General features: G+C 46.8%; 23 protein-coding genes. 13 read left to right on the top strand and 10 right to left on the bottom strand.

The window, feature by feature from the left end; translation table 11 throughout:
• Window positions 1-59: 59 nt before the first annotated feature.
• From ACO0K8_RS19465 to ACO0K8_RS19430, 8 genes are all read right to left on the bottom strand, one after another.
• The gene (locus tag ACO0K8_RS19465) at window positions 60-566 is read right to left on the bottom strand and encodes a DinB family protein (protein WP_422948310.1); all 507 of its coding nucleotides are present in this window, start codon (window positions 564-566) and stop codon (window positions 60-62) included.
• A 238-nt stretch (window positions 567-804) separates the two neighbouring features.
• Window positions 805-1,773, bottom strand: coding sequence for a branched-chain amino acid ABC transporter permease (locus ACO0K8_RS19460; protein WP_422948309.1), 969 nt, complete (start codon window positions 1,771-1,773; stop codon window positions 805-807).
• A gap of 24 nt (window positions 1,774-1,797) precedes the next feature.
• Entirely contained in the window at window positions 1,798-2,682 is an 885-nt protein-coding gene (locus tag ACO0K8_RS19455) for a branched-chain amino acid ABC transporter permease (protein WP_422948308.1), read from the bottom strand.
• 102 nt (window positions 2,683-2,784) lie between these two features.
• Window positions 2,785-3,996 carry an ABC transporter substrate-binding protein gene (locus ACO0K8_RS19450; protein ID WP_422948307.1) on the bottom strand — a complete coding sequence of 404 codons (1,212 nt, stop codon included), beginning with the start codon at window positions 3,994-3,996 and terminating at the stop codon, window positions 2,785-2,787.
• A 128-nt stretch (window positions 3,997-4,124) separates the two neighbouring features.
• Window positions 4,125-4,841, bottom strand: coding sequence for an ABC transporter ATP-binding protein (locus ACO0K8_RS19445; protein ID WP_422948306.1), 717 nt, complete (start codon window positions 4,839-4,841; stop codon window positions 4,125-4,127).
• Window positions 4,838-5,611: an ABC transporter ATP-binding protein gene (locus ACO0K8_RS19440; protein WP_422948305.1), complete on the bottom strand. Its 774-nt coding sequence runs from the start codon at window positions 5,609-5,611 to the stop codon at window positions 4,838-4,840. The genes ACO0K8_RS19445 and ACO0K8_RS19440 overlap by 4 nt, the downstream gene beginning before the upstream one ends.
• Window positions 5,612-5,893: 282 nt before the next feature.
• The gene (locus ACO0K8_RS19435) at window positions 5,894-7,519 is read right to left on the bottom strand and encodes a GMC family oxidoreductase (RefSeq protein ID WP_422948304.1); all 1,626 of its coding nucleotides are present in this window, start codon (window positions 7,517-7,519) and stop codon (window positions 5,894-5,896) included.
• 135 nt (window positions 7,520-7,654) lie between these two features.
• Window positions 7,655-8,689, bottom strand: a complete 1,035-nt coding sequence (locus tag ACO0K8_RS19430; RefSeq protein WP_422948303.1) for an NAD(P)H-dependent flavin oxidoreductase — start codon at window positions 8,687-8,689, stop codon at window positions 7,655-7,657.
• Between the two features lie 407 nt (window positions 8,690-9,096).
• Between ACO0K8_RS19430 and ACO0K8_RS19425 the strand changes: the two genes are divergently transcribed.
• The 12 genes from ACO0K8_RS19425 (at window position 9,097) to ACO0K8_RS19370 (ending at window position 20,777) form a co-directional block, all read left to right on the top strand.
• Window positions 9,097-10,638, top strand: a complete 1,542-nt coding sequence (locus ACO0K8_RS19425; RefSeq protein WP_422948302.1) for a methyl-accepting chemotaxis protein — start codon at window positions 9,097-9,099, stop codon at window positions 10,636-10,638.
• A gap of 110 nt (window positions 10,639-10,748) precedes the next feature.
• A complete protein-coding gene (locus tag ACO0K8_RS19420) occupies window positions 10,749-11,492 on the top strand; it encodes a substrate-binding periplasmic protein (RefSeq protein WP_422948301.1) in 744 nt (247 codons plus the stop codon).
• Window positions 11,492-11,764 carry a hypothetical protein gene (locus ACO0K8_RS19415; RefSeq protein ID WP_422948300.1) on the top strand — a complete coding sequence of 91 codons (273 nt, stop codon included), beginning with the start codon at window positions 11,492-11,494 and terminating at the stop codon, window positions 11,762-11,764. Before ACO0K8_RS19420 ends, ACO0K8_RS19415 begins: the two co-directional genes overlap by 1 nt.
• Before the next feature lie 78 nt (window positions 11,765-11,842).
• On the top strand, window positions 11,843-12,292 hold the full coding sequence (locus ACO0K8_RS19410; protein ID WP_422948299.1) for an FKBP-type peptidyl-prolyl cis-trans isomerase: 450 nt from the start codon (window positions 11,843-11,845) through the stop codon (window positions 12,290-12,292).
• Window positions 12,293-12,823, top strand: coding sequence for a M48 family metallopeptidase (locus tag ACO0K8_RS19405; protein ID WP_422948298.1), 531 nt, complete (start codon window positions 12,293-12,295; stop codon window positions 12,821-12,823).
• 83 nt (window positions 12,824-12,906) lie between these two features.
• On the top strand, window positions 12,907-14,376 hold the full coding sequence (gene glpK / locus ACO0K8_RS19400) for a glycerol kinase GlpK (RefSeq protein ID WP_422948297.1): 1,470 nt from the start codon (window positions 12,907-12,909) through the stop codon (window positions 14,374-14,376).
• 52 nt (window positions 14,377-14,428) lie between these two features.
• Window positions 14,429-14,959: an SRPBCC family protein gene (locus ACO0K8_RS19395; RefSeq protein ID WP_422948296.1), complete on the top strand. Its 531-nt coding sequence runs from the start codon at window positions 14,429-14,431 to the stop codon at window positions 14,957-14,959.
• Window positions 14,960-15,138: 179 nt separating this feature from the next.
• Window positions 15,139-15,675 (top strand): PEP-CTERM sorting domain-containing protein, encoded by a 537-nt coding sequence (locus ACO0K8_RS19390; protein WP_422948295.1) that lies wholly within the window; start codon window positions 15,139-15,141, stop codon window positions 15,673-15,675.
• A 195-nt stretch (window positions 15,676-15,870) separates the two neighbouring features.
• On the top strand, window positions 15,871-17,103 hold the full coding sequence (locus ACO0K8_RS19385; protein WP_422948294.1) for a DUF3419 family protein: 1,233 nt from the start codon (window positions 15,871-15,873) through the stop codon (window positions 17,101-17,103).
• Entirely contained in the window at window positions 17,100-18,224 is a 1,125-nt protein-coding gene (locus ACO0K8_RS19380; RefSeq protein ID WP_422948293.1) for a hypothetical protein, read from the top strand. The genes ACO0K8_RS19385 and ACO0K8_RS19380 overlap by 4 nt, the downstream gene beginning before the upstream one ends.
• Window positions 18,225-19,345: 1,121 nt before the next feature.
• The gene (locus ACO0K8_RS19375; protein WP_422948292.1) at window positions 19,346-19,864 is read left to right on the top strand and encodes a DUF2059 domain-containing protein; all 519 of its coding nucleotides are present in this window, start codon (window positions 19,346-19,348) and stop codon (window positions 19,862-19,864) included.
• A gap of 85 nt (window positions 19,865-19,949) precedes the next feature.
• Window positions 19,950-20,777 (top strand): substrate-binding periplasmic protein, encoded by an 828-nt coding sequence (locus tag ACO0K8_RS19370; RefSeq protein ID WP_422948291.1) that lies wholly within the window; start codon window positions 19,950-19,952, stop codon window positions 20,775-20,777.
• A 9-nt stretch (window positions 20,778-20,786) separates the two neighbouring features.
• On the opposite strand, the gene ACO0K8_RS19365 is transcribed toward ACO0K8_RS19370, so the two are convergent.
• Window positions 20,787-21,764 carry a D-2-hydroxyacid dehydrogenase family protein gene (locus ACO0K8_RS19365; RefSeq protein WP_422948290.1) on the bottom strand — a complete coding sequence of 326 codons (978 nt, stop codon included), beginning with the start codon at window positions 21,762-21,764 and terminating at the stop codon, window positions 20,787-20,789.
• A gap of 344 nt (window positions 21,765-22,108) precedes the next feature.
• Between ACO0K8_RS19365 and ACO0K8_RS19360 the strand changes: the two genes are divergently transcribed.
• Complete coding sequence (locus tag ACO0K8_RS19360; protein ID WP_422948289.1) at window positions 22,109-23,965, top strand: phosphoenolpyruvate carboxykinase (GTP); 1,857 nt, start codon at window positions 22,109-22,111, stop codon at window positions 23,963-23,965.
• A 175-nt stretch (window positions 23,966-24,140) separates the two neighbouring features.
• Here ACO0K8_RS19360 and ACO0K8_RS19355 read toward each other — a convergent pair whose 3' ends face one another.
• A complete protein-coding gene (locus tag ACO0K8_RS19355; RefSeq protein WP_422948288.1) occupies window positions 24,141-24,542 on the bottom strand; it encodes a DUF2798 domain-containing protein in 402 nt (133 codons plus the stop codon).
• Window positions 24,543-24,559: the final 17 nt, after the last annotated feature.

Below are 24,559 nucleotides of genomic sequence, written 5' to 3'. Positions count from 1 at the left end.
ATTTTTTCAACAGTAGTCCCAAATAGGCTAAGCGACTAACTACGCGACATCTAGCAGAGTTAGCCTGCCCGTCGGCCAGGTTCAGACTCATGCAAAAATTTGGTGTAGATATCGCGCGGCGCCGCTATCGACAACTGGCTCAAAATTCTTCCCACTGCACCACGATGATATCCGCCATGGGTAATCACATGCATCAATATCTCTGCCCTGCTCATTTGCCCGTGGCCGCCATCGGTAAAGACAAAATGCATGGTCTCATCAAAACCGGCACTATCTAGCATCTCAAGGTAAGCGAGATACGCAGCATCGGTTTTGCAGACCGCCGCATACAGCTGATCGAGCGCCGGCGTCTGCTCCGTATTGGTCGCCACATAGTGATGTGGAAGCCCATGCAAATTCGCCCAAAATATGCTGTCAACCACATAGACGTGATTCAAAATTCGGATCGCACTGTGTCGCTCAGTTTGATGCTGAGTGACATCCAGCTCTCGCATGCTAGCGAACAACTCCTGATTGGCCCACTGTTTATACTTAAATAACGACGTCATTAAATTGGCTGGCTTCATTTGAACTCTCGGTTTGACATGCACAAATTAGATGTGATCTTGCCATCTTAACCGAAATAGCTTGATGATTCAGGCGCCCTGCCACCACGCATATCCCATGGGCCTTGCAGCCCGATATTGCTTGGAGAAGCGCATGGAATATGCGCGCTGGCAAGGGTCTAAAAATTTTGATGTGCAAAAAAATACCCCGGATTTTATTCAGGGGTATTTTGATTGCACTTGCCACTTACCGCACAGCCTATTTTTTTAGCAGCGCCCAGCGCGCTCCCAATTCGCCGACGATGCCGCGTCTAAACGCCAGCACACAGATAATAAAGATCAGGCCTGTCACCATCGTCACCGACTCCCCTAAGCTTCTAAACCACTCGACCTGGCTGATATCGGCCAACCAATTACCCATATCGCCTAGCTTGTTTTCCAGCAGGATGATGATCACGGCGCCGACCACCGGGCCGACGATGGTGCCTAAGCCGCCGACCAGGGTCATCAAGACCACCAAACCCGACATAGTCCAGTGCACATCGGTCAGTGTCGCAAAGCCCAGCACCAGAGTCTTGGTGGCACCAGCCAAGCCTGCCAGTGAGGCTGACAGCACGAAGGCGAGCAACTTATAACGGTCTACGTCATAACCGAGAGAAATCGCGCGTGGCTCGTTTTCCTTGATCGCCTTTAACACCTGCCCAAACGGCGAATGGATGGTGCGTACGATCAGGGCAAAACCAGCCACGGCAATCGCCAGCACCACGTAATACAAACTCAGGTCAGAACTAAGGTCTAGCATGCCCAGCAATTTGCCGCGAGGCACTCCTTGCAAGCCATCTTCGCCGCCGGTAAATTTAGCCTGTAAAAACACGAAATACAGCATTTGCGCCAACGCCAGCGTGATCATGGTGAAGTAAATCCCTTGCCGGCGGATCGCCAAACTCCCCATCAGCAAACCAATTCCACCCGCTGCCACCATCCCCAGCAATAAGCCGAGCTCCATTGGTAAGCCGGCCTGCTTCAAGGCCCAGCCAGTCACATAACTGGCACCGCCAAAAAATGCCGCATGCCCGAACGAGAGTAAGCCGGTAAAACCGATCAGTAAATTGAAGGCGCAGGCAAACAAGGCAAAGCATAAAAGCTTCATCAAAAATACCGGATACACGATCAAAGGTGCTAGCAGTAAGGCGCCCAGCGCCAGCCCTATTCCAAGTTTTTTATTCATACCCATCTCCGTAATCCGCATGGCCTATTTCTCTTTGCCGAACAAACCGGCCGGACGTATCATCAATACAATCGCCATCACGATAAACACCACGGTGGCAGATAGTTCGGGATAAAACACACGGGTCAGTCCCTCGATGATGCCCAGTCCGAGACCGGTCAGTATCGAACCTAAGATCGAGCCCATGCCGCCGATCACCACCACCGCAAACACCGTGATGATCAGGTTAGAACCCATCAGGGGTGAGACCTGTATTACCGGTGCCGCCAGCACGCCGGCAAAGGCCGCCAGCGCCACGCCAAAGCCATAAGTAAGGGTAACCATCAGGGGTACGTTAACACCGAAGGCCTCGACCAGCTTAGGGTTCTCGGTGCCGGCCCGCAAATACGCACCTAATTTGGTTTTCTCGATCACAAACCAGGTCGCGAAACACACGGTGAGCGATGCCACCACTACCCAGGCACGATAATTGGGCAAGATCATAAACCCCAGATCGGTCGCGCCCATCAGGGCATCCGGTACCGAATAGGCTTGGCCGGAAACGCCGTAAAACGAGCGGAACACGCCTTCCAGCAATAAGGTAATGCCGAAGGTCAGTAATAGACCGTACAGATGATCTAACTTATACAGCCAGCGCAACATGGTCTTTTCGACGACGATGCCGAATAGGCCGACCAGCAGCGGGGCGATCAGCAACATCAGCCAGTAGTTGATGCCAAAATAATTCATCCCCATCCAGGCCAGAAAAGCACCCATCATGTACAGCGCACCGTGCGCAAAATTGATCACGTTGAGCAAGCCAAAGATGACCGCCAGACCTAGCGACAAGATCGCGTAAAAAGAGCCGTTGACTAGGCCCAGCAGTAGCTGACTGAGCATCGCTTGTAGCGGAATACCGAATATTTCCATGGCGCTTGTGCATAAATGCCCGAAGTGGGCAGAGGTTCAATGAAGAGATGCGCGCCGTCACGGCCGCGCATCTAAGCTAGATAGACCTGGATAGCTAAGGTCTTATTTCCAGAGCGCGCATTTGCTTTCGGCCTTGGTAGTAAATGCCGTATCACCCGGGATAGTCTGCACTATCTTGTAGTAATCCCAAGGATATTTGGCTTCGGCCGGCTCTTTCACTTGCATCAGATACATATCGTGGATCATGCTGCCATCGGCACGGATAGCGCCGTTTTTGGCATACATGTCATTGATCTTCATGCCGCGTAATTTCGCCATGACTTTATCGCTATCATCAGAGCCAGCCGCTTTCACCGCGTTTAAGTATTGCAGGGTGGCCGAATAATCGGCAGCTTGTAAGCTTGAAGGCATTTTTTTCATTTTGCCAAAATAACGCCGCGCCCAAGTACGAGTTTCTTCGTTCTGATCCCAATACCAGCTATCGGTCAGATACATGCCGCGCGTCAGGTTTAGCGTCAGAGAATGCACATCGTTGATGAACATCAGCAAGCCCGCCAGCTTCATGGTCTTGGTCACGCCAAATTCATTGGCGGCCTTGATCGCATTGATGGTGTCGCCACCGGCATTGGCCAGGCCCAAGATCTGCGCTTTGGAAGCCTGAGCTTGCAGCAAGAAAGACGAAAAATCCGAGGCCGACAAAGGATGTTTGACCGAACCGGCTACCGTGCCACCCGCTGCTTTGACTACCGTGGTGGTGTCGTTTTCCAGTGAAGCACCGAAGGCATAATCGGCAGTCAGAAAGTACCAGCTCTTGCCGCCCTGCTTGACCACCGCAGAACCGGTACCTTTGGCCAACGCCACGGTATCGTAAGCATAGTGAATGGTGTAAGGGGTACATTCTTCATTGGTTAATCTGGCGGTGCCGGCACCGATAGAGATGAAGGCTTTTTTCTTTTCGAGCGCCACTTTGGACATTGCCAGATTAGTACCCGAATTGGTGCCACCGATCAACATATCAACGCCATCGCGGTCAAACCATTCACGCGCGCGGCTGGCCGCGATGTCGGCCTTATTTTGATGATCAGCGCTGACCAGTTCTATCTTTTTACCCAAGACCGTACCGCCAAAATCGGCAATCGCCATCTTGATCGCTTCGGCGCCACCAGGGCCATCGATGTCCGAATACAAACCGGACAAATCCGAGATAAAACCTATTTTTACGCTATCGCCAGAAACCTGGGCGCTGGCATTGGCAGAAAACCCCGTCAGGGCAGCAGCAACTGCAAAAACACCGGCTTTTAATGTTGTCTTCATGTGTCTACTCCAATTTATATTATTGAAAAAACTAAGGGAACTATCATTGCCAAAAACGCGCCGCCTCTCTGTTCGGTCGCTGCTTCTGTTTCTACATCTACTGCTACGTCCGCTGCCACTTCAACGACTTATACACCTAGCAATTCATTTAAAACCGGCATCTTTTCCGTCAATTCAGACGCTGCAAAATTCTCGACGATCTGACCGTGTTCCATCACGTAAAAACGATCCGCCAGTGGCGCGGCAAAGCGGAAGTTTTGTTCCACCATGACGATGGTATAGCCCTTGGCTTTCAGGGTCAGTATCATGCGCGCCAAAGCCTGCACGATGACCGGTGCCAGGCCTTCGGAAATCTCATCAAGCAGCAGCAGGCGTGCGCCAGTGCGCAGGATACGTGCCACCGCCAGCATTTGTTGCTCGCCACCTGAGAGGCGCGTACCCTGGCTGTTTTTGCGCTCGGCCAGATTGGGGAACATTGCGTAAATTTCTTCGACCGACATGCCCGCATGGGTGCAAGAGACCAGCGGCGGCAAGAGTAGATTTTCTTCGGTAGAGAGGGAAGCAAAGATGCCGCGCTCTTCCGGACAATACCCCACGCCCAGATGCGCCACTTTGTAAGTGGGTAAATTAATCGCCTCGACCCCATTGATCCTGATCGAACCTTTACGCGTACCTGTCAGTCCCATGATGGCGCGTAGCGTGGTGCTGCGTCCGGCACCATTGCGGCCCAGCAAAGTCACCACTTCGCCCGCTTGCACCACCAGATTCACATCATGCAAAATGTGCGATTCGCCGTACCATGCATGCAGACCACTGATTTCTAATGCCGGATGTTGGCCACTCATGCGTGCGCCCCTTCCAGTTCGCCGGCGGTGGTCCCCATATACGCCTCCATCACTTTCGGATTCTTCGACACTTCATCGTAATTTCCCTCAGCCAGCATGGCACCGCGCTGCAGCACCGAAATCTTGTCGCAGATGCCCGCCACTACACTCATATTGTGTTCCACCATCAAAATGGTGCGCCCGGCCGACACCTTTTTGATCAGCTCAGTGACGCGATGGACGTCTTCGTGCCCCATGCCCTGAGTCGGCTCATCGAGCAGCATTAATTCTGGCTCCATCGCCAGCGTGGTAGCGATCTCCAACGCACGCTTACGACCATACGGTAAATCGACCGTCATGCTGGCGGCAAACTCGCGTAGATCAACTTGCTCCAGCAATGCCATGGCTTGCTCGTTCAAACGATTCAGACTGCGCGCGCTTTTCCAAAAATGATAGGAGGTTCCCAGCTTGTGCTGCAAACCTATGCGTACGTTTTCCATCACGCTAAGATGAGGGAACACGGCAGAAATCTGGAACGAGCGGATGATGCCCTGACGCGCAATCTGGGCCGGTTGGGAGGCGGTAATATCGCGCCCATTGAATAAAATCTGGCCGGTAGTGGGCACCAAAAACTTGGTGAGTAAATTAAAACAGGTGGTTTTTCCGGCGCCGTTAGGACCGATCAAGGCATGGATATGGCCGCGCTGCACCTGTAGGTTAACATCGCTGACGGCGGTAAAGCCCTTGAACTCTTTGCTCAAGTGCTTCGTCTCCAGAATGACATTGCTCATCGAATCTCCTGTGGACTACTAGGGATAATTGCTAGTCTGTTCTTTGTCTTATTTTAGGACTTAGGCCAAATCGCCCCAGCGTCGTTGTATCCGCCTTGCCGTACTAGTGTACTGTCGTCGGCGGCACGCCTAGCTGGAACAATTTGGCGTAAACCCTAATTTAGAAACACAAAAAAATGTTTCTAAAAGATCTAATTTTTGTATAGTACTCATTGCCAGTACATTTCAACAATACGGTATAACTACGGTAATTGCGAATACCGTATTGATATTTAAACGATTTTATCTATGGCTAGCCAAAATCGCTAGTGCCGCTTTCTCGGCGATCATCAAGGTGGGTGAATTGGTATTGCCGGAAGTAATACTAGGCATAATAGAGGCATCTGCCACCCGCAAACCGCTAATCCCCAACACCCGTAACTGGCTATCGACCACCGCACCGCTGTCGTCACTACGTCCCATTTTGCAAGTGCCAACAGGATGAAATATCGTGGTGCCGATCTCGGCCGCTGCCTGCATCAATTCTTCTTCGCTTTGAAATTGTGCGCCTGGTTTTAATTCTTGCGGTGCGTATTTTTTTAGCGCAGGTGCCGCTACGATTTGACGCGTCAGGCGCAGTGAATCGGCGGCGACCTTGCAATCCTCCGCAGTACTCAGATAATTCGGGGTGATCTTCGGTGCCGCCATAGGATCCTTACCGGCGATACGCACGTGGCCACGGGAAGTCGGGCGCAGATTGCAGACGCTAGCGGTAAAGGCCGGGAAAGAATGCAGAGCATCGCCGAATTTTTCCAACGACAAAGGCTGTACGTGATACTCAAGATTCGCGGTTTTCTGGCTGGCATCCGATTTGGTAAAGGCCCCCAGTTGCGAGGGTGCCATAGACAGCGGTCCGCTGCGCGACCACGCATAATGCAGGCCTATCCTGGCCTTACCTAGCCAGCTATCGGCCATGGTATTGAGACTTTTTGCGCCGCTAATTTTAAATGCTGAACGTATCTGCAAATGGTCTTGCAGATTCTCGCCTACCCCGCTCAATTGATGCAGCAAGGGCACGCCAGCGGCCTGTAAATGCGCGCCATTCCCGATACCCGAATGCTGCAAAATACTCGGCGAACCGATCGCACCGGCAGCCAACACTGTTTCCTTGTGCGATTCTGCCATCCACTGTTTACCGCCGCCAATAAACTCGACGCCACGACAGCGTTTCACACCATCGATAATTTCAATTCTCAGAGCTTGCACCTGGCAACCGGTCATGATGGTCAAATTACCGCGCCCTGCCGCTGGCTGCAAAAAAGCCTTGGAAGCATTCCAGCGTACTCCACGTTTTTGGTTCACGTCAAAATAGCCGCAACCCTCGTTATCTCCACGATTAAAATCATCGGTATTCGGAATTCCTGTCTGTTTGGCAGCCTCCCGAAATGCGCTGAGTATCTCCCACGACAATCTTTGTTTTTCTACCCGCCATTCACCCTTGACACCATGAAATTCACTGGCGCCAGCATGATGATTTTCGCTCTGTTTAAACAGAGGTAATACCTGATCCCAAGACCAGCTATCGTCGCCGCTATGCGCCGCCCACTGATCGTAATCCTGGGCCTGACCGCGCATATAAATCATGCCGTTAATCGAGGAGCTACCGCCCATCACTTTGCCACGCGGATAAATCAGGCTGCGACCATTTAAACCGGCTTCGGCTTCGGTGCGATACATCCAATCGGTACGCGGATTATTGATGCAATACAGATAGCCAACCGGAATATGGATCCAGATGTAATCATCTTTGCCGCCTGCCTCGAGCAGTAGAACCTTATTATTTGGATCTTTAGAGAGCCGGTTAGCGAGCACACAGCCCGCTGTACCGGCACCGATGATGATGTAATCGAACTGACCTGCTGATTCCATGTAAAACCTTTTTAATTAAGCGACTCTTAGGACTTACGCAAAACCGCCCCAGCATCGTTGTATCCGCCCGTTGTATTTAAGTACTGAAGTGCTGTCTTCGGCGGTACGCCTAGCTGGAACAGTTTTTCGTAAGTTCTAGCTATGCCATTCTGCAACTAAAGCTGCCATCAAGTCGCGCACGCTCAGATCGCGCACTTTGGCCACACCCTGGCCAGCCCAGAGTGACATCAGCTCGGTATTATTTAATTTTCCGGCTTGCGCGCGGATGCTACTGGTTAAGGCGTTTTGGATAGGATAAGCCGGTACTTGCGCTTCCACTGCGGCCATCAAGGCCATGAATTTGTTATCCAAACCGCGCGCCAGACGTCCGGAAATCGCACGGGTCTGGCGTGTGCTATCGGTGTTGGCCTGCAACAAGCGCTGTTTATACGCCGCCGCTATGCCAGATTCTTTCACGGTCAAAAATGCCGTACCCATTTGCACCGCTTGCGCACCCGCTGCCAGTGCCGCCGCGATCTGTCCACCGTCCATGATGCCACCGGCCAGTATCAGCGGTACCTGGAGTTGTGGCCGACACTGCGCCAATAGTGCCAGCGCGCCCAAAGTGGATGCTTCTTGGGCTCCGATGAAGGTACCACGATGGCCACCCGCCTCTACCCCTTGCAGGCACACAGCATCAGCGCCCATGGCTTGCCAGACGATCGCCTCAGGCAAATTAGTAGCAGTGCCGACGACCAGAATGCCAGCCTCATGCAGACGCTGGATCTGGCTAGCGTGCAAGACATCAAAGGTAAAACTGGCGACCGCAGGACGGGCAATGATCAGGGCATCGAGTTGCTCTTCAAAATCCTGGCACCAGCGAGTCGGCGTCGCCAAGTCATCGATATTCAATTCAGCCAGCACCGGTTGCAACAGCAGCTTGGCGGCCGCCACTTCGGCATAATCGATGTGTGGCTTGCTCTGCACAAAAAGATTGATAGCAAACGGCTTATCCGTGAGGCGGCGGATATGTTCGGCCTGCTCTATGATCGCCAATGGCGCTAACAAGGGTGCAGCCAGACTACCGAGGCCACCCGCATTCGAGACCGCGGCCACCAACTCTGGCGTCGTGATACCACCAGCCATTGGTGCTTGAATAATCGGGTATTGGCACAGGGAAAGAATCTTCATATTTTATATACTAGGGGTGAGTATGAGGTTTAAAATGTGAATCGCGCAATAACTGTATGCGCATTTGGTGCATCGCTACAGATACTCCCTTATTTTTCATTAAAAGTGTAAATAAATGTAGTGCTTGCCAATAACATCGGCGGGTTTATCAGGTGAAAAATTTACTAATTATTCTGCATTTTTCTTGAGCAAGATCTCCCATGCTTCATCTTGCCGAACTTCCCTTACGCCAGACTGAACATACGCAAAATGCCGCTAGCCACAGCAGTTTTTCTTTCAATATGTGGTTTTATTTTCACTCAGGAAAAATAGCATAAAACTCTAAAATATTTGACGCTATACTTAAATGGTCAAAAGAAGCACTCAACAATTCTGCTTACGCTTGCAATCCTTGCGAGGAAAATATCATGTTAAAAGACCTAACGATCAAAGTCCGTCTGATTTTCATGATCAGCTTACTGACCCTGATGACCATCCTCATAGGCGGAGTCGGAATTTTTGGCCTCGGCAGTATCAATAACTCTCTTAAAACGGTCTATGACGACCGCTTGGTCGCAGTCGGCCAACTCGACCAGGTGATCAGATATATTATGCTCAATCAACTGACAGTTGCCAGGTCGCTCGCGGGAGACCCGGCAAAAATTAATCAAGAAATGGATACGGTAGATAAAAATATCCTGGCCGCGAGTAAGGTGTGGGCAGAATACATGGCAACCTACCTGACCCCTGAAGAAAAAAAACTCGCGGATCAATTTTCCCAGGCCCGCAAAGAATTTCTTGAGGAAGGTCTAAAACCAGCGATGGCAGCGGCGCGCGCCCAGGACATCAAACTGGCAAGTGAGATTCTCAGCGGAAAAATGACGGAACGCTTCGAGAAAGTACGTGAGCTACTCAATTCACTGATCCAGTTACAACTTGATGTCGGTAAGTCGGAGTACGATCAGTCGCAAAATTTTTTCGACAAATTCAAGATATTTTCGATCAGCATTATCCTGCTCGCCTTGGTGTCAGGCAGCTTGATAGGCTATTGGTTAATACGCAGCATCACCAGGCCACTCGATTATGCGGTGTCGATCGCCGAACATATCGCAAATGGTGATTTAACCCAACAGATTAAAGTCACAAGTAGCGACGAGACTGGCAAACTATTGCAAGCGCTCGACAATATGAACCTACATTTAATACAAACCGTCAGTGAAGTCAGGATAGGCACCGACACCATTGCCACCGCCTCCAGCCAGATTGCGGCCGGTAATCTTGATCTGTCTTCACGCACAGAACAACAGGCTTCCAGCCTTGAAGAAACCGCCTCCGCGATGGAGGAGCTCACCTCCACCGTCAAACAAAATGCCGATAATGCCGGGCAGGCAAACCAGTTAGTGGTGGCAGCCAACGACTATGCTGTCAAAGGTCAAGCGGTGGTGGGTGAAGTAGTACAGACTATGGGTTCGATCAAGGACAGCTCACGCAAGATTGTCGATATCATCGGCGTCATCGATGGCATCGCGTTCCAGACCAATATTCTGGCCTTAAACGCGGCCGTAGAAGCCGCCCGCGCTGGTGAACAAGGACGCGGTTTTGCCGTCGTCGCCAGCGAAGTGCGCAATCTGGCACAACGCTCAGCCGGTGCCGCCAAAGAGATCAAGAGCTTAATCGATGATTCGGTGAGCAAAGTCGATGCCGGTAGCAGTCTGGTCGATAGCGCTGGCGTCACCATGGCGCAAATTGTCACGTCCGTTAAACAAGTAGCCGACATCATGAGTGAAATCGCCGCCGCCAGTCATGAACAAAGCGACGGCATCGAGCAAGTGAATCTAGCGGTAATACAGATGGATGAAACAACGCAACAAAATGCCGCGCTAGTTGAGCAAGCCGCCGCCGCCGCCGCCAGCATGCAAAATCAGGCAGCTAATTTGGCCCAGACTGTGAGCATCTTCAAATTAGCTTAATGTTCAAAAATCGCTGCTATTTATGGACTAGCGCCACACAACGGTAAATTCTTTCTAGCACTGAAATCGAGGTACACTGCTATTTGTTTAATCGAAAAGCTTTACCTCGCATGTTCACGACCAAACTTACCACTGTATTGCCCGGTGTAATCTGCATGCTCAGCAGCATTCCTGCCTCAGTCCATGCCGAAAATATCAAATTGCTGATACAGGAATTCACCCCCTTCACGTACACCAATCCAAAAACGGCTCAGATTGAGGGTGTCTTAAGTGACAAAATTCAAGAAATCATGAAACGTGCCGGAGCAAGCACCAGCATCAAAAGTACCTCGCTGGCGCGCGCTTTACAAACGACTCAAAACGAAGAAAATACCTGCATGATAGGGCTGCGCCGCACTCCGGAACGCGAGTCTTCTTTTAAATGGGTAGGCCCTTTAATTTTTGATGACTGGGTGCTTTACAGTAAAAAAGACAGTACGGTTAAACTCAAAAATTTTGAAGATGCCAAGCCTTACCGTATAGGTTCATATAAAAACGCGGCCACCGGCTTGCAGCTCACAGAGCAAGGCTACAAGATAGAATTTGCCAACGAAGACGATGAAAATCCACGTTTATTGGTCAATAGTCGTATCGACTTTTGGGTAGTATCGGAACTGCATGGCATGTATATGGCGCAACAGCAAGGCTATTGGAAAGACCTGCAGAGAGCGGTCAAATACAAAACCATAGAGTTGTATATGTTGTGCCATCCAGCGATGGAAAAAAATCGCATTGCTCAATTTAACCGCTATAACAAAGAGTTAGACAGTGACGGCACTATGGATAAAATTTCACACAAGTACGGAGCCCGTTGATGGCACGCTCAACCAAAGCCAGTAATGCTGTACTAAGGCTGAATCAACGTAGCGCACAAGCCGCCTATTCTATGGTCAGCACCTCAGACGGCCATTTTTATCTGGTATTGGCCAATGGCGAAGAAAGTGTAGTCAAACTCAATGAGCCGCTAGAGATCGATGCCTTCGTTAGCTTTGTTAACAGCGTGAGTAAGCAAGCTCCGAAAAAAGCCAGCAAGTTTGATCTGGCCTTCGAAGAAAAATTACAACGTTCAGGCAAAAAGCCAGAATAAGATCCTTAGTCATGCGATGCGCTATGATGCAGTTTTTATCATTTTTTTCACCCGTCTGCTCCTTTTAGAAAGTTTTGAATGAAATCAACTTTGTTTTCTGTTGCCCTGGGCTTAAGCTTGGCATTTCCTGTTACCTACAGCTTGGCGGATGACACCGCTAACGGAGTTGCCATCATCGGGGCGCCATCCGCTTTGCAAAAGATAGACAGCAAAGTGGGTAGTGGTAAAGAGGCACTTGCCGGCGCTACCGTCGCTGTTCATTACAGCGGCTGGTTGTTTGATGAAAAAGCAGTGAATCAACATGGCAAAGCCTTTGATAGTTCGGTAGGACGCGGTCCTTTTGAATTTCCTTTAGGCGCAGGTAAAGTCATCAAAGGATGGGATCAAGGCGTCGCCGGTATGAAAGTCGGCGGCAAACGCACTCTGATTATTCCGGCTGAATTAGGCTATGGCGCACGTGGTGCCGGTGGCGTGATACCACCAAACGCCAAGTTGATCTTCGATGTCGAATTATTGGACGTCAAGTAATTGTCCATCGAATTAACTTATCTCAAAGCTTATCCTGAGCCTTTGCAGGCCCAGGTTAAGCAACTCATAGAGACACAAAAGCTGGGTCAGGTTTTGCTAAAAAAATATGCAAAACCGCATGAAATACGCACCGATAAAGCCCTGTATCAGTATGTGCAAGAGATCAAAAATAGCTATCTGCGCAACGGCGAACAAATCAGCAAAATCGTCTACGACAATAAACTGCACGTGATCCGCAATGCCCTAGGCACCCACACCTATGTTTCTCGGATTCAGGGCAATAAGCTCAAATCCAAACATGAAATCCGGATTGCCAGCCTGTTTAAACAAGTACCAGAAGAATTTCTCAAGATGATAGTCGTGCACGAACTGGCGCATCTAAAAGAGAAAGAACATGACAAGGCCTTTTATAAACTGTGCAGCTATATGGAGCCCAACTACCATCAATACGAACTTGATCTGCGTCTGTATTTAACCCAGATCGAGCTTTTTGGCGGTGCACTCTGGACGCTAGAACAAAAAAATATGTAGTTTTTTTGTTCTTTTTTACCTCACTTAATCTGCATCGTATGCACTGAGTTACACTGAGCTTTTACGTTCAATAGCTATGCATCATGTCCTATTTAATGGCCCTCGATCAGGGTACATCCAGTTCCCGCAGCATCATTTTTGACCTGAGTGGAAATATAGTCGCCTCGGCACAACAAGAATTTCGACAAATTTTTCCGCAACCAGGTTGGGTAGAGCACGATGCGATGGAAATCTGGCAAAGCCAGTTAGCCACCAGCACCGCGGTGCTGGCTAAATCGGCGATAGGCGCAAGCGAAATCGCCGCCATAGGCATTACCAATCAGCGTGAAACTACCGTTGTTTGGAACCGAAAAACCGGCATACCAATTAATAATGCCATCGTCTGGCAAGATCGACGCACCGCGGACTACTGTGAGCAATTGCATGCCCTAGGGCATGCAAGCAGCATAGAGCAAAAGACAGGCTTAATACTCGATCCATATTTTTCGGCCACCAAACTAAAATGGATACTCGACCATGTACCAAATGCGCGCGCACAAGCCGACCGCGGCGAACTAGCTTTTGGCACGGTAGACACTTGGCTGGCATGGCAACTCAGTGAGGGTCGCCTGCATGTCAGCGATGTCAGCAATGCTTCGCGCACCATGCTATGGAATATTCATCTAGGATGCTGGGATGAAAAATTACTAGCATTATTTCAAATTCCTGCCGCTATCCTGCCTGAGGTTCATCCCTCCAGTCACCGCTTTGGCGACACCACTTTATTCGGTGCAGCGATTCCTTTGGCTGGTATCGCCGGCGACCAGCAAGCAGCGTTGTTTGGACAAGCCTGCTTTAAACCGGGAATGGCAAAAAATACCTATGGTACGGGTTGCTTCATGCTCCTGCATACAGGCAGCCAGTGTGCCAGCTCTAACAATGGTTTGATCAGCACAGCCGCCTGCCAGATTGACCATCAAGCCCAATATGCACTAGAGGGTAGTGTCTTTATTGGTGGCGCGGTGGTGCAATGGCTGCGTGATGGCTTAAAAGCGATCCAAAACTCCACCGATGTCGAAGATATGGCCGCCAGCGTGCCAGATTCTGGCGGTGTCATTTTTGTTCCTTCATTTACGGGTCTGGGAGCACCCTACTGGGTGCCATCGGCCAAGGGTGCAATACTTGGTTTGACACGCGGCAGCACGGTGGCACACATTGCGCGCGCAGCATTAGAATCGATCGCCTTCCAGAGCACCGCATTATTACTAGCGATGAACCGCGACGCCGCCACCCCGATTACCGAGTTAAGAGTAGATGGCGGTGCCTCCGCGAATAATCTACTGCTTCAATTTCAGGCAAATCTATTAGGTATCCCAGTACTACGCCCAAAAGTCACCGAGACCACGGCTTTAGGCGCGGCCTATCTGGCCGGATTAGCGGTAGGCGTGTATCAAAACCTAGAAGAATGTGCCCAACAATGGCAGGAGGAGCGGCGCTTTCTACCTACCATGAGCCGCGATCAAGCACTAAACTTGATGCAAGAATGGGAAATTGCCATTGGCCGGGTACGTTAAGGAATAATAAATCTAAATTTGTTTACCTCACCCTTTTTTCTGAAAGTACATGATGAAAATCCTAAAATGGCTAATTGGTACGCTGCTCGCTCTGGCCTGCCTGATCATCGCGATCGCTCTGCTATTACCGAATGAGTATGCAGTAGAACGCAGCGTCGTGATTAATGCGCCCGCTGAAAAAATCTACCCATTGATCGCAGCACCCAAAGAATGGAAAAATTGGTCCGTCTGGAATCAACGCGATCCGGCTATGCAGATGAGCTATTCAGGACCAGAAAATGGAAATGGCGCAGCTTGGGAATGGCAAAGCAAGAGCCAGGGCAACGGTGGTATGAAGTTTAACGATGTCAATCCGCCTAAAAAGATTAGTTACCAACTCCATTTCGAAGGCATGGGAAAACCATCAGTAGGAAATTTCGTATTAGAAAATCAAGGTGCCGTTACCAAAGTAACGTGGTCTATGCAAGGCAGCTCAGAAGGCAATCTAATGATGAAACTGTTCGCGCCATTTATGGACAAAATGCTGGGGCCAGATTTTGAGGCTGGGCTGCTTAGACTTAAAAAAATTGTAGAACAGTCCTAGAAAATAATTTAATTTTGCACAACTTAGTAGCAAGCTCAATTTACAATTAATAAACACTCAGCCGCAATCGATCGAGCAATAAGAAAATTCAAGTTATTACAAAAACTTACAATAATTATATTTAATTATTTATTTAACACTGTAATAATTTATGCTATTTAATTTTCTTAAGATAAACAATGAAACTAAAATCCCTTTTTACAAGCGCATTGCTAGCACTGTCCGCTATCAGCGCTTCTTTCCCTGCTATGGCAGAAATCAAACTTGAAACAAGCGTAGGGGGTCATTATATTCAGGCGACTGGCCATTTCGACGCAGTCAGAAATGGTACAGATTTTTACCATGCAGATACATTATTAGCGTCAACTGATGGCGCTGCATTCAATCTAGGCACACTTAGTTTTAATCTGTGGAAAACATGGGAGGGTTACAACTATGCTTACGCTACCGGTTACTTTAACGGCGTACAGGTTTTTAAACAAACATTGGATTTCACTCAAGTGGTTCCTGATGGATACAACCACTACAAGGATATCGCGATCAATCCAAGCGCAGTCAATTTAGTGATATTTAACGCCGATGGTTTTAGCGACGGTGCCAAATTATCTATCGTCAACTTCACACCTGCGGTACCAGAACCAGAAACTTACGCAATGCTATTGGTAGGATTAGGTCTGATTGCTAGCGTCGCTAGTAAGCGTAAGCAACAAGGTTAAACCAAAATAGTAGCAAGAACGTCAGGGAGCTTAGGCTCCCTTTTTTTTACATCTGCTTCAAAGTCGCGCTGGTTCTATCCGCAATCGCTGTGGTCATTTCATCAAAGCTTCATTCAACTGTCACAAGCTTGTCACTTGTATCCCCTACTCTACTTCTAGCAAAGCCAAGAAGTAGTGACCTACATGGAGAGCATGATGACTAGCAAAACCTTAATCGACGATGCAGTATTTAGCTCTAGCACCTTAGGTAGTAAGGGCTTTGCTGATCGTCTATTTACCCATTGGTTCAGCCGCTTGGTGTATGCCCAAATATGGGAAGATCCACAATCCGATATTGACGCGCTGCAACTCAAACCTGGCGCTAACATACTAACTATTTCTTCGGGTGGTTGTAATGCCCTGGCCTACTTATCCACAGATCCGGCGGCAGTGCACGCGGTAGACCTGAATGGCGCGCATTTAGCCATGCTGGAGATGAAAAAACAAGCAATTAAACATCTGCCTGACTATGACTCTGTCTTGCATTTTCTTGGCAACGCCAGCCAGGCCGATAATATCAAACGCTATCAACGTCATATACGCCCACATTTATCGCAAGACGCCAGCGACTTTTGGGAAAGCCGTTCAATTTTTGGAAAATTTGGTAAACCTCGCTTCCACTATTTCAGCAAAAACGCCTATCAACATGGTTTGTTAGGAGATTTTATTGGCTTCGCGCACGGTCTGGTAAAACTCATGGGCGGCGATTTAAAAAAACTAGCAACAGCCCGCAGTATGGAAGAGCAAGCCTCTTTATTTGAAACATATCTGGAACCTGTATTTGAAAACAAGCTGTTTCAATTTCTGGCCAGGCAACCTATCGCTTTGTATAGCCTAGGCATCCCTCCCTCTCAATTCGCCGCCTTAAAAGACGATGCAAAACAGGGTCTGCCGAATTTGTTTAAAGAACGCATGCGCCATTTGGCGTGCGATTTTCCTTTAGACCAAAACTGCTTCGCTCATCAAGCCTTTGCCCGCTGCTACGACACTAGTACCCAAACAGCTTTACCGATGTATCTACAAAAACGCTATTTTTCATCGCTACGAAATAACATCGATAGAATTTATCCACACCACACCAACCTCACCGATTTCCTGCGTCAGCAACCCCGAGCCTCGATGGATGCCTATCTATTTTTAGATGCGCAAGACTGGATGGATAAACGACAGTTAACTGAACTTTGGGAGCAGGTAACGCGTACAGCGGCACCGCAAGCAAAAGTGGTATTTCGCACTGGCGGTAGTGAATCTCCATTAGAAAATATGCTACCACCACAGCTATTGTCGGCATGGCACACAGATACTGCACATAACCGCAGACTGTATGCGACTGATCGATCTGCGATCTACGGCGGTATGCATCTTTACTCAAAAAACGACGTACTTTGAAGTACGCGGCGGCATCCCCGACCCTGGCGCATACTTTATGGATGTTAAGCGCCCGCACTAGGGGTGGAAAACATTGGCTGACAAACGCCAATTGCGAATTTCAATCTATAACGATCGCAGAACAAACACAACCAATTAGCGTACAAATACTACCTAGCTGCAATCAAAGCTATGTCCTGAGTCCACGTTCAGCATGGATAACTTATGCTAAAGACGAAGCCATCCGGCATGTTCCAGTAAAACTTAAATGGTTGGCCAAAATAGGCGCCGATTGCCTCTTTTTTCCTCTCTCTATGTTACTTCGCGGATCCGGCTTAGATAGTGCAGTAAGCGTAGGTAATAGACTTATTTCCACCAATCTATATCCGGATTGGAACTTTCAAGAACTACAAAATCTGACTGAAGAATTAGTTTCTGAATATCCCGATTATCCCTATATTTTTAGAAATATATGCACAGAAGTAAATCCACATTTTTGCAACTATTTACAAAAATGTGGTTGGACTTTGGTACCAGCGCGCATGATTTATCTTTGTGACCCGCAAAACCCCGCCGTATGGAAGCACAACCATGTAAAAAAGGACGCACGCTTATTGCATAGCGATGACATACAAGTAGTTCCACCAGAGCAAATAAAACCTAGCGATTTACCAAGAATGCGTCATCTTTTTCGTCAAGTTTTCATGGATAAACACTCATCACTGAATCCAGATTTCACAGATGAATTCTTTGAGTTTTGCCTGGAAAGCGGATTCTTAGAACTCTACGGGCTACGCGACAAGGGTGAGATCGTCGGTGTTTTGGGAATATATGAATATCAGGGCAGCGACTGGCTAACGACTCCCTTGATAGGTTACGACACCACAATGGCACAAGAACTAGGGCTTTACCGTCGTCTGATGGCCTTACTTTTACAAATAGCAAAACAAAAAAACAAGCGTTTACATTACAGCTCTGGAGCAAGTAAGTTCAAACAAGCACGTGCTGGGCAAGCCTGCCTTGAATACACAGCAATTTATAGCCAACATCTGAATACTAGAAAAAAATTGTTCAATCAACTATTTGCAAAAACACTGCAATATCTTGCTCCAAAAATACTAAAAAAAGCAGAACAATACTAAAAAAGAAAATATCTACAAGAAAAACGCCTGTGTATAAGATTATGGATATCCACAGGATGAACTGTGAAGAAACGTATTTTTTCCATTACACCGTTTTATTGTCCAGAATCTGTCCTTTTTCTGTACAAGCAATGTCAGTCTATTTATGATTACTGCAAGAGCTTGATTTATATACAGATAAATCAGTTATCCACAAAAAACGTCGCCGTTAACTACTATTACTATATATATATAAAGTTATTGTATACAACAAACCCTTCTTTCCTTTTCAAAAAATATTAGAAAATACAAAAAGCTCTTAGGCTTTTATAAAAAATTCAAACTTAAATCAAAAACCATAAAAAATGAGTTTGATTAAAGCAATTGAATTAATTCAAGTAGAAATTTACTCAAACTAAACTAAGTTAAGACAGATCATCAAAGATCTATCTCTGAATTGACGACTACTTCCAATGTAAAAAAATATATATGCAGACGTATTGCGCCTGAACTTTATAAATTCATGATGGTTGATTGTTAAAAATAGAACTATAAAAAAGAAGACCGTAATAGCTAGAAGTGAAAGCTATGGTGTCTGTCAAAAAAATTTATACGTTTATGCCTGCGAAAGAAAACCAATCAAATAAGACTAGAAATACCTGGAAACGAAAAAAATTATCTATTGCCTAAGCATAATTGAATAGATCAAATAATTAATGATGCGTAGCTTTATTTAAAATTAACTAAACAAAGATTAATTCCATCTAAGAAGGTCGCAAAACGACAAAAAGCGAATTATTTTATATTTTCTTCTGTGGATAAGCTTTGGGATATCCACAGGTCTAAATGTGAAGAATTTCAGTTTTCCGAAAGATAGAAAATTTTATCCAAAATCTATTACTCCTTCATACAAAACTTCTTCTATGCTTTATATTTTTTCTAATCGATTGTATTTAAAAGAGTAAACCTAGTTATCCACAGAAACCTCTTGAGCTTAACTATTACTACTATTTATATATATAAACTTCTTATTATTGTTTTACAGAACAAAAAAAATACAAAAAAAGAAATTTCCGCAAATTCAAATTCTTACTCTAGAATGCAACAACTTCTAAAAAAGCGTCTCTGCAGCAACTTCTAAAATGAAAAATTTTCTTACTTATTTATCTTTGTCACTTCTTTTAGTGAATACGCCAACATTTGCTGAAACTGCGACAACTAGACCTAGCGATGAATCAATAAAAAAAGTTTTTGAGTTAACCAAAACTAGTGAAATGTTGAAAAGTCTGGAAGGCCAGATGGAGATGCTTACCAAAAATATGATGCAGCAAGCCTTAAAAGGCGAAACGATTAGTCCGGAAGAGCAAAAAGTTCTGGATAATTTTCGTGAGAAAGTAGCTGTTTTAAACAAAGAAAATATGTCTTGGGAGAAATTAGAACCACTTTTTGTCGAAATTTATGCGAAAACTCTGAGCCAGGATGACATTACCGGCATCATTAATTTTTATCAATCGACAGCGGGTCAATCATTTGTGAATAAAATGCCATTAATTATGCAAGAAACAATGGGAACAGTTCAGAAATTAATGCCACCAATGTTAGAAAAACTCAAACAAGCAAACCAAGAAATGTTGGATGATCTGAAGAAAATTAAAAATTAAAAATTAAAAAATTTAAGATCGACAATTAAATATTCTTGTGATTGCTGTGCTCTTGGACTATTTTAGAATACAGAGGGCACCAGTAATGAAAACACTAAAGCAGTGTATAAACTACTTAAAGCAGACATTAATACTGTATATGTCTGCTTTTTTATTTATTCTCTTATTACTCCCAGATCTTGTTTACTCCCAGACGCTGACGATCTATACCGAAGATTGGCCTCCTATTAGTTATCAAGCTAACTCTAAAATGGAGGGAATGGGAGTAGAAATTGTTCAGGCATTACAGGCAAAAATTGGAACTACGGAAGTTATCACTATGGTTCCATGGGCGAGGGGCTACAAGTCTTTATTGGAAGAAGCAAATGTCATGCTTTTTAGCGTAGGCCGTTCTGTGGAGCGTGAAAAGCTCATGACTTTATTGGGCCCAATTGCTATTTCGAGCACCGCGCTTTACACCCAGAGAGGCAATGCTGCACGTTTGTTGGCAATGGGCGATAAAATCTACGAATTACCAGTCGGTGCTTATCGTGGGAGTATTTTTGCTGATACTGCGAAGAAAAAAGGTTTCACCAAATTAGATTTAGCAGCAGCGCCAAAAATTACCGCGAATATGTTATTTGCTAAGCGTTTTGAACTTTGGGTAGAAGGTAGCCTGGCAGTTCCATCCATCGTCAAAGAGACTGGTCATGCTCCGGATGAAGTAGAAAGAGTGATGGTCTTAGATAACTTAGAATTGTATCTGGCATTTTCTAAAGCAAGTTCACCTACGATAATCAGAGCGTGGGAAGAGGCTTTAAAGGCAATTAAGAAAGATGGTAGTTTTCAAAAAATACATCAAAAATGGCTAGCAAATGAGCCTGCACCTATGGAAGTTTTATTGCTAAATCCAAGCTCACAGCCAACACATTAGCTCTCTTGATTATTTCAAATTTACGATATTTTTGGGATTTCCATTGGCAAAATCAACAATGTTTTGAAATGCTGCACGAAAGTATATTTCATAACTATCCTGTTCTACATATCCTAAATGCGGCGTCGTTAATACATTTTCCATAATCAATAAAGGATTTTTAAGCGATATAGGCTCATTTTCAAATACATCTATCGCTGCAAAGCCTGGCCTGCCACTCTTTAACGCAATCTCTAGCGCGCCACTCTCGACTAATTCCGCGCGACTTGAATTGACAAATAAGGCATCAGTTTTCATTAATGCCAAATCGGCTTTGGTAACAATGGCACGAGTGACATCATTTAAACGGAGATGCATAGAAATGACGTCATTCAAACTAAAAAATTCTTCTTTCGTCAGTGCTGCCTGATAACCATCCTGTATTGCTTGAAGCCGACTCGTTTCACTTCCCCAGATGGTAACTTGCATGCCAAATACCTTAGCGTAGCCAGCAATAATTTTTCCAATTTTTCCGTAACCCCAAATTCCCAAATTTCGTCCTTTTAATACTCGGCCCAAGCGATTATTCTCTGGGTGGATGGAACTCATTTGCCATAAACCGTCTTCTAAATTGTTTGAGTAAGGAATAATCTTGCGCGTCGCGGCCATAATCAAGGCCCAGGTCAATTCTGCCGGTGCGCTTGGATCGCCTATTCCTTCTGCGATGCTGATCCCGCATTCGGCAGCTGTAGCTAAAGCTATATGCCCGGCAACTTTACCCGTTTGAGAAATTAATTTTAAATTAGGTAATTTTTTGAGTAAGGCTGCAGATAAGACAGTGCGTTCACGGATTAAAACTAAAACATCAAACGGCGCTAAACGTATCGCCAACTGGCCTATACCTACCGCGCCGCTATTAAAAACTTTAACTTCATGTCCTTGTAATAAGTCAAAACAAGGAAGTTGGCGCACGGCATCCTGATAATCATCGAGTATCGCAATTTTCATGAATAATTTTCTTGAGTAAATAGGCTAATTTTCACTTTCATAAACCGTACCACTGTGATAATGAATTTGAAGTGAAATTAGCCTATATGGATTTGCAGGTGTAGAATATCCGGCTACGTAGCTTTTTGATTCTTATGTCCCGCCTTATAACGCCGGGCTTAAGTTAGGAAGCAGACATCCTTGTCTTCCTATTATCCGACAGAACCATCGTTAATGTGCTTGCTGTGCAAATTATCTACTCTTGCTTGAGCCGATGTTAGGCTCGCATCGCAAATAAGCCTAACGATGATACTGCCGTGCCGCTACACCGATTTTTTTATTGAAATGGCATTGGAGATAGTATCGTGAATCAACCTATCATGAAGGGCGTAGCGGCAGTGAATGCTCCCGCATACGTTAAGCAACAAAAATTGATCAATTGGGTCGCCGATATGGCGGCGCTGACTAAACCGGACAGCGTTTATTGGTGTGATGGTACGGTCGAAGAATATGATCGTCTGTGCGCCGAGATGGTCGCTGCCGGCACCATGAAAAAACTCAACGAGACAAAACGTCCAAATAGTTATCTGGCATGTTCAGATCCTACTGACGTCGCACGCGTAGAAGACCGCACCTATATCTGTTCGGAAAAGAAAGAAGACGCGGGCCCAACCAATAATTGGATGGCACCTACGGAAATGCGTGCCACCATGCATCCATTATTCGATGGCTGTATGCAGGGCCGCACCATGTACGTGGTGCCGTTCTCTATGGGGCCATTAGGTTCGCCTATCGCCCATATCGGGGTTGAGCTGTCTGATTCTCCTTATGTCGCCGTCAATATGCGCACCATGACCCGCATGGGCAAAGCGGTGTATGACGTGCTTGGTACTGATGGTGATTTTGTTCCTTGTATGCATACGGTCGGTGCACCGCTCGCTGCTGGTCAAAAAGACGTAGCTTGGCCATGTAACGCGACTAAATACATCGTGCATTACCCTGAGACTCGTGAAATCTGGTCGTATGGTTCTGGTTACGGTGGTAATGCCTTACTGGGCAAAAAGTGTTTCGCATTGCGTATTGCTTCTACCATGGGTCGTGATCAGGGCTGGTTGGCAGAACACATGCTGATCTTGGGTGTTGAATCGCCAGAAGGTAAAAAGCATTACATCGCAGCCGCTTTCCCATCGGCTTGCGGTAAAACTAATTTCTCCATGTTGATACCACCCGCTAGCTTTGGCGGTTGGAAAGTTACCACCATTGGTGATGATATTGCCTGGATCAAACCTGGTAAAGATGGCCGTTTGTACGCGATTAACCCAGAAGCGGGTTATTTCGGCGTAGCACCTGGTACCAATAAAAATACCAACTTCAATTGCATGGCATCAGTACGTAGTGATTCTATTTTCACTAACGTTGCTTTGACAGATGACGGTGATGTTTGGTGGGAAGGCATGACCAAAGAAATCCCTAGTCACCTGATCGACTGGCAAGGTAAGGATTGGACACCAGAAATCGCTAAAGAAACTGGTCGCAAAGCAGCCCATCCTAACTCACGCTTTACAGTCGCTGCAACTCAAAATCCGGTACTCGATGCCGCTTGGGACGATCCGGCTGGCGTACCTATTTCTGCTTTCATTTTCGGTGGCCGTCGCTCTACCACGGTGCCATTGGTAACTGAAGCGCGTAACTGGGTAGAAGGCGTTTACATGGCTGCCACCATGGGTTCAGAAACCACTGCTGCGGCTGTCGGCCAGCAAGGTATCGTGCGCCGTGATCCGTTTGCGATGTTGCCTTTCACTGGTTACAACGTCAGCGATTACTTCCAACACTGGCTGGATATGGGTGAAAAAATTGTAGCGTCAGGCGCCACGCAACCTAGTATTTATTGCGTGAACTGGTTCCGCACGGATGAAAACGGCAAGTTTGTCTGGCCTGGTTTTGGCGACAACATGCGCGTACTGAAGTGGATGCTAGAGCGTATTGAAGGTACAGGTAAAGGCGTAGAAAATATTTTCGGCGTGACACCAGAATTTGGCGACCTGACTTGGGATGGCTTGGAGTTTAGTCAGCAGCAATTCGATACCATCACTTCTATCGACAAAACAGCATGGGAAGCGGAATTGAAATTACATGCAGAACTGTTTGAAAAGTTGGAATATCATTTGCCAGCTGAGTTGGAAGCGACTCGTGTCGCATTAGGAAAACGTCTGGCTTCTTAAGCTCTTAAGTCAGAGTCAAAAAAAACGCAGCGTCAGCTGCGTTTTTTTTATTCTAAAATCTCGGTTAAATTAACCAAGAGGCGATACATGATTTGTGGAATATACGCTTTAGTCTTAACAAGACAGGCAAAAAAAAACCGCTAAACAAGTGTTTGCGGTTTTTTTTAAGTCTGGCTTAGTAATATTTATGAAGATAGCTACTGCGCTGTACCTTTAGGCGATTCGATTTCGTCGCGTCGTCCGATGCGGACTCTATGTTGACCAGACTTAAGCTGGTATTTTCCGCTAACGGCCTGCTGGTTAGGCTCTGGCTGATTTTTCGTATTACTGGCTTACTCAAATAGGCGATAGGAAAAGCGATAGGCCAGGTAGTGAACCAAGCCTCCATCCAGGCGGAGAAAAAATCATTGCTCATTCCTGCCCAAAGCAAGCGTAAAACACCCGTAACCACGAGCGTAATCACGCCGGTGGTTAGAATAGTAGGCAACATCGATGCCAAACTCTTGGAGCCAGCGAGCGCAGCCTGCGGGTCACGATAAGTTGCGTGGCTAGCTTGGGTAAACGCAGATGTTTGCATGATGAGCCCCTAAGTTT

Origin of the sequence: Undibacterium sp. Ren11W (assembly GCF_049340485.1) — a bacterium.
GTDB lineage: Bacteria > Pseudomonadota > Gammaproteobacteria > Burkholderiales > Burkholderiaceae_D > Undibacterium.
The sequence above is the reverse complement of the archived record's forward strand: the minus strand, read 5'-3'. Positions and strand labels throughout refer to the sequence as shown.

What these genes read in the sequence shown, in the direction of transcription:
- ACO0K8_RS19465 (WP_422948310.1), bottom strand. Translation starts at nt 566, where the DNA reads ATGAAGCCAGCCAATTTAATGACGTCGTTATTTAAGTATAAACAGTGG.
- ACO0K8_RS19460 (WP_422948309.1), bottom strand. Translation starts at nt 1,773, where the DNA reads ATGAATAAAAAACTTGGAATAGGGCTGGCGCTGGGCGCCTTACTGCTA.
- ACO0K8_RS19455 (WP_422948308.1), bottom strand. Translation starts at nt 2,682, where the DNA reads ATGGAAATATTCGGTATTCCGCTACAAGCGATGCTCAGTCAGCTACTG.
- ACO0K8_RS19450 (WP_422948307.1), bottom strand. Translation starts at nt 3,996, where the DNA reads ATGAAGACAACATTAAAAGCCGGTGTTTTTGCAGTTGCTGCTGCCCTG.
- ACO0K8_RS19445 (WP_422948306.1), bottom strand. Translation starts at nt 4,841, where the DNA reads ATGAGTGGCCAACATCCGGCATTAGAAATCAGTGGTCTGCATGCATGG.
- ACO0K8_RS19440 (WP_422948305.1), bottom strand. Translation starts at nt 5,611, where the DNA reads ATGAGCAATGTCATTCTGGAGACGAAGCACTTGAGCAAAGAGTTCAAG.
- ACO0K8_RS19435 (WP_422948304.1), bottom strand. Translation starts at nt 7,519, where the DNA reads ATGGAATCAGCAGGTCAGTTCGATTACATCATCATCGGTGCCGGTACA.
- ACO0K8_RS19430 (WP_422948303.1), bottom strand. Translation starts at nt 8,689, where the DNA reads ATGAAGATTCTTTCCCTGTGCCAATACCCGATTATTCAAGCACCAATG.
- ACO0K8_RS19425 (WP_422948302.1), top strand. Translation starts at nt 9,097, where the DNA reads ATGTTAAAAGACCTAACGATCAAAGTCCGTCTGATTTTCATGATCAGC.
- ACO0K8_RS19420 (WP_422948301.1), top strand. Translation starts at nt 10,749, where the DNA reads ATGTTCACGACCAAACTTACCACTGTATTGCCCGGTGTAATCTGCATG.
- ACO0K8_RS19415 (WP_422948300.1), top strand. Translation starts at nt 11,492, where the DNA reads ATGGCACGCTCAACCAAAGCCAGTAATGCTGTACTAAGGCTGAATCAA.
- ACO0K8_RS19410 (WP_422948299.1), top strand. Translation starts at nt 11,843, where the DNA reads ATGAAATCAACTTTGTTTTCTGTTGCCCTGGGCTTAAGCTTGGCATTT.
- glpK (WP_422948297.1), top strand. Translation starts at nt 12,907, where the DNA reads ATGTCCTATTTAATGGCCCTCGATCAGGGTACATCCAGTTCCCGCAGC.
- ACO0K8_RS19395 (WP_422948296.1), top strand. Translation starts at nt 14,429, where the DNA reads ATGAAAATCCTAAAATGGCTAATTGGTACGCTGCTCGCTCTGGCCTGC.
- ACO0K8_RS19390 (WP_422948295.1), top strand. Translation starts at nt 15,139, where the DNA reads ATGAAACTAAAATCCCTTTTTACAAGCGCATTGCTAGCACTGTCCGCT.
- ACO0K8_RS19385 (WP_422948294.1), top strand. Translation starts at nt 15,871, where the DNA reads ATGACTAGCAAAACCTTAATCGACGATGCAGTATTTAGCTCTAGCACC.
- ACO0K8_RS19375 (WP_422948292.1), top strand. Translation starts at nt 19,346, where the DNA reads ATGAAAAATTTTCTTACTTATTTATCTTTGTCACTTCTTTTAGTGAAT.
- ACO0K8_RS19370 (WP_422948291.1), top strand. Translation starts at nt 19,950, where the DNA reads ATGAAAACACTAAAGCAGTGTATAAACTACTTAAAGCAGACATTAATA.
- ACO0K8_RS19365 (WP_422948290.1), bottom strand. Translation starts at nt 21,764, where the DNA reads ATGAAAATTGCGATACTCGATGATTATCAGGATGCCGTGCGCCAACTT.
- ACO0K8_RS19355 (WP_422948288.1), bottom strand. Translation starts at nt 24,542, where the DNA reads ATGCAAACATCTGCGTTTACCCAAGCTAGCCACGCAACTTATCGTGAC.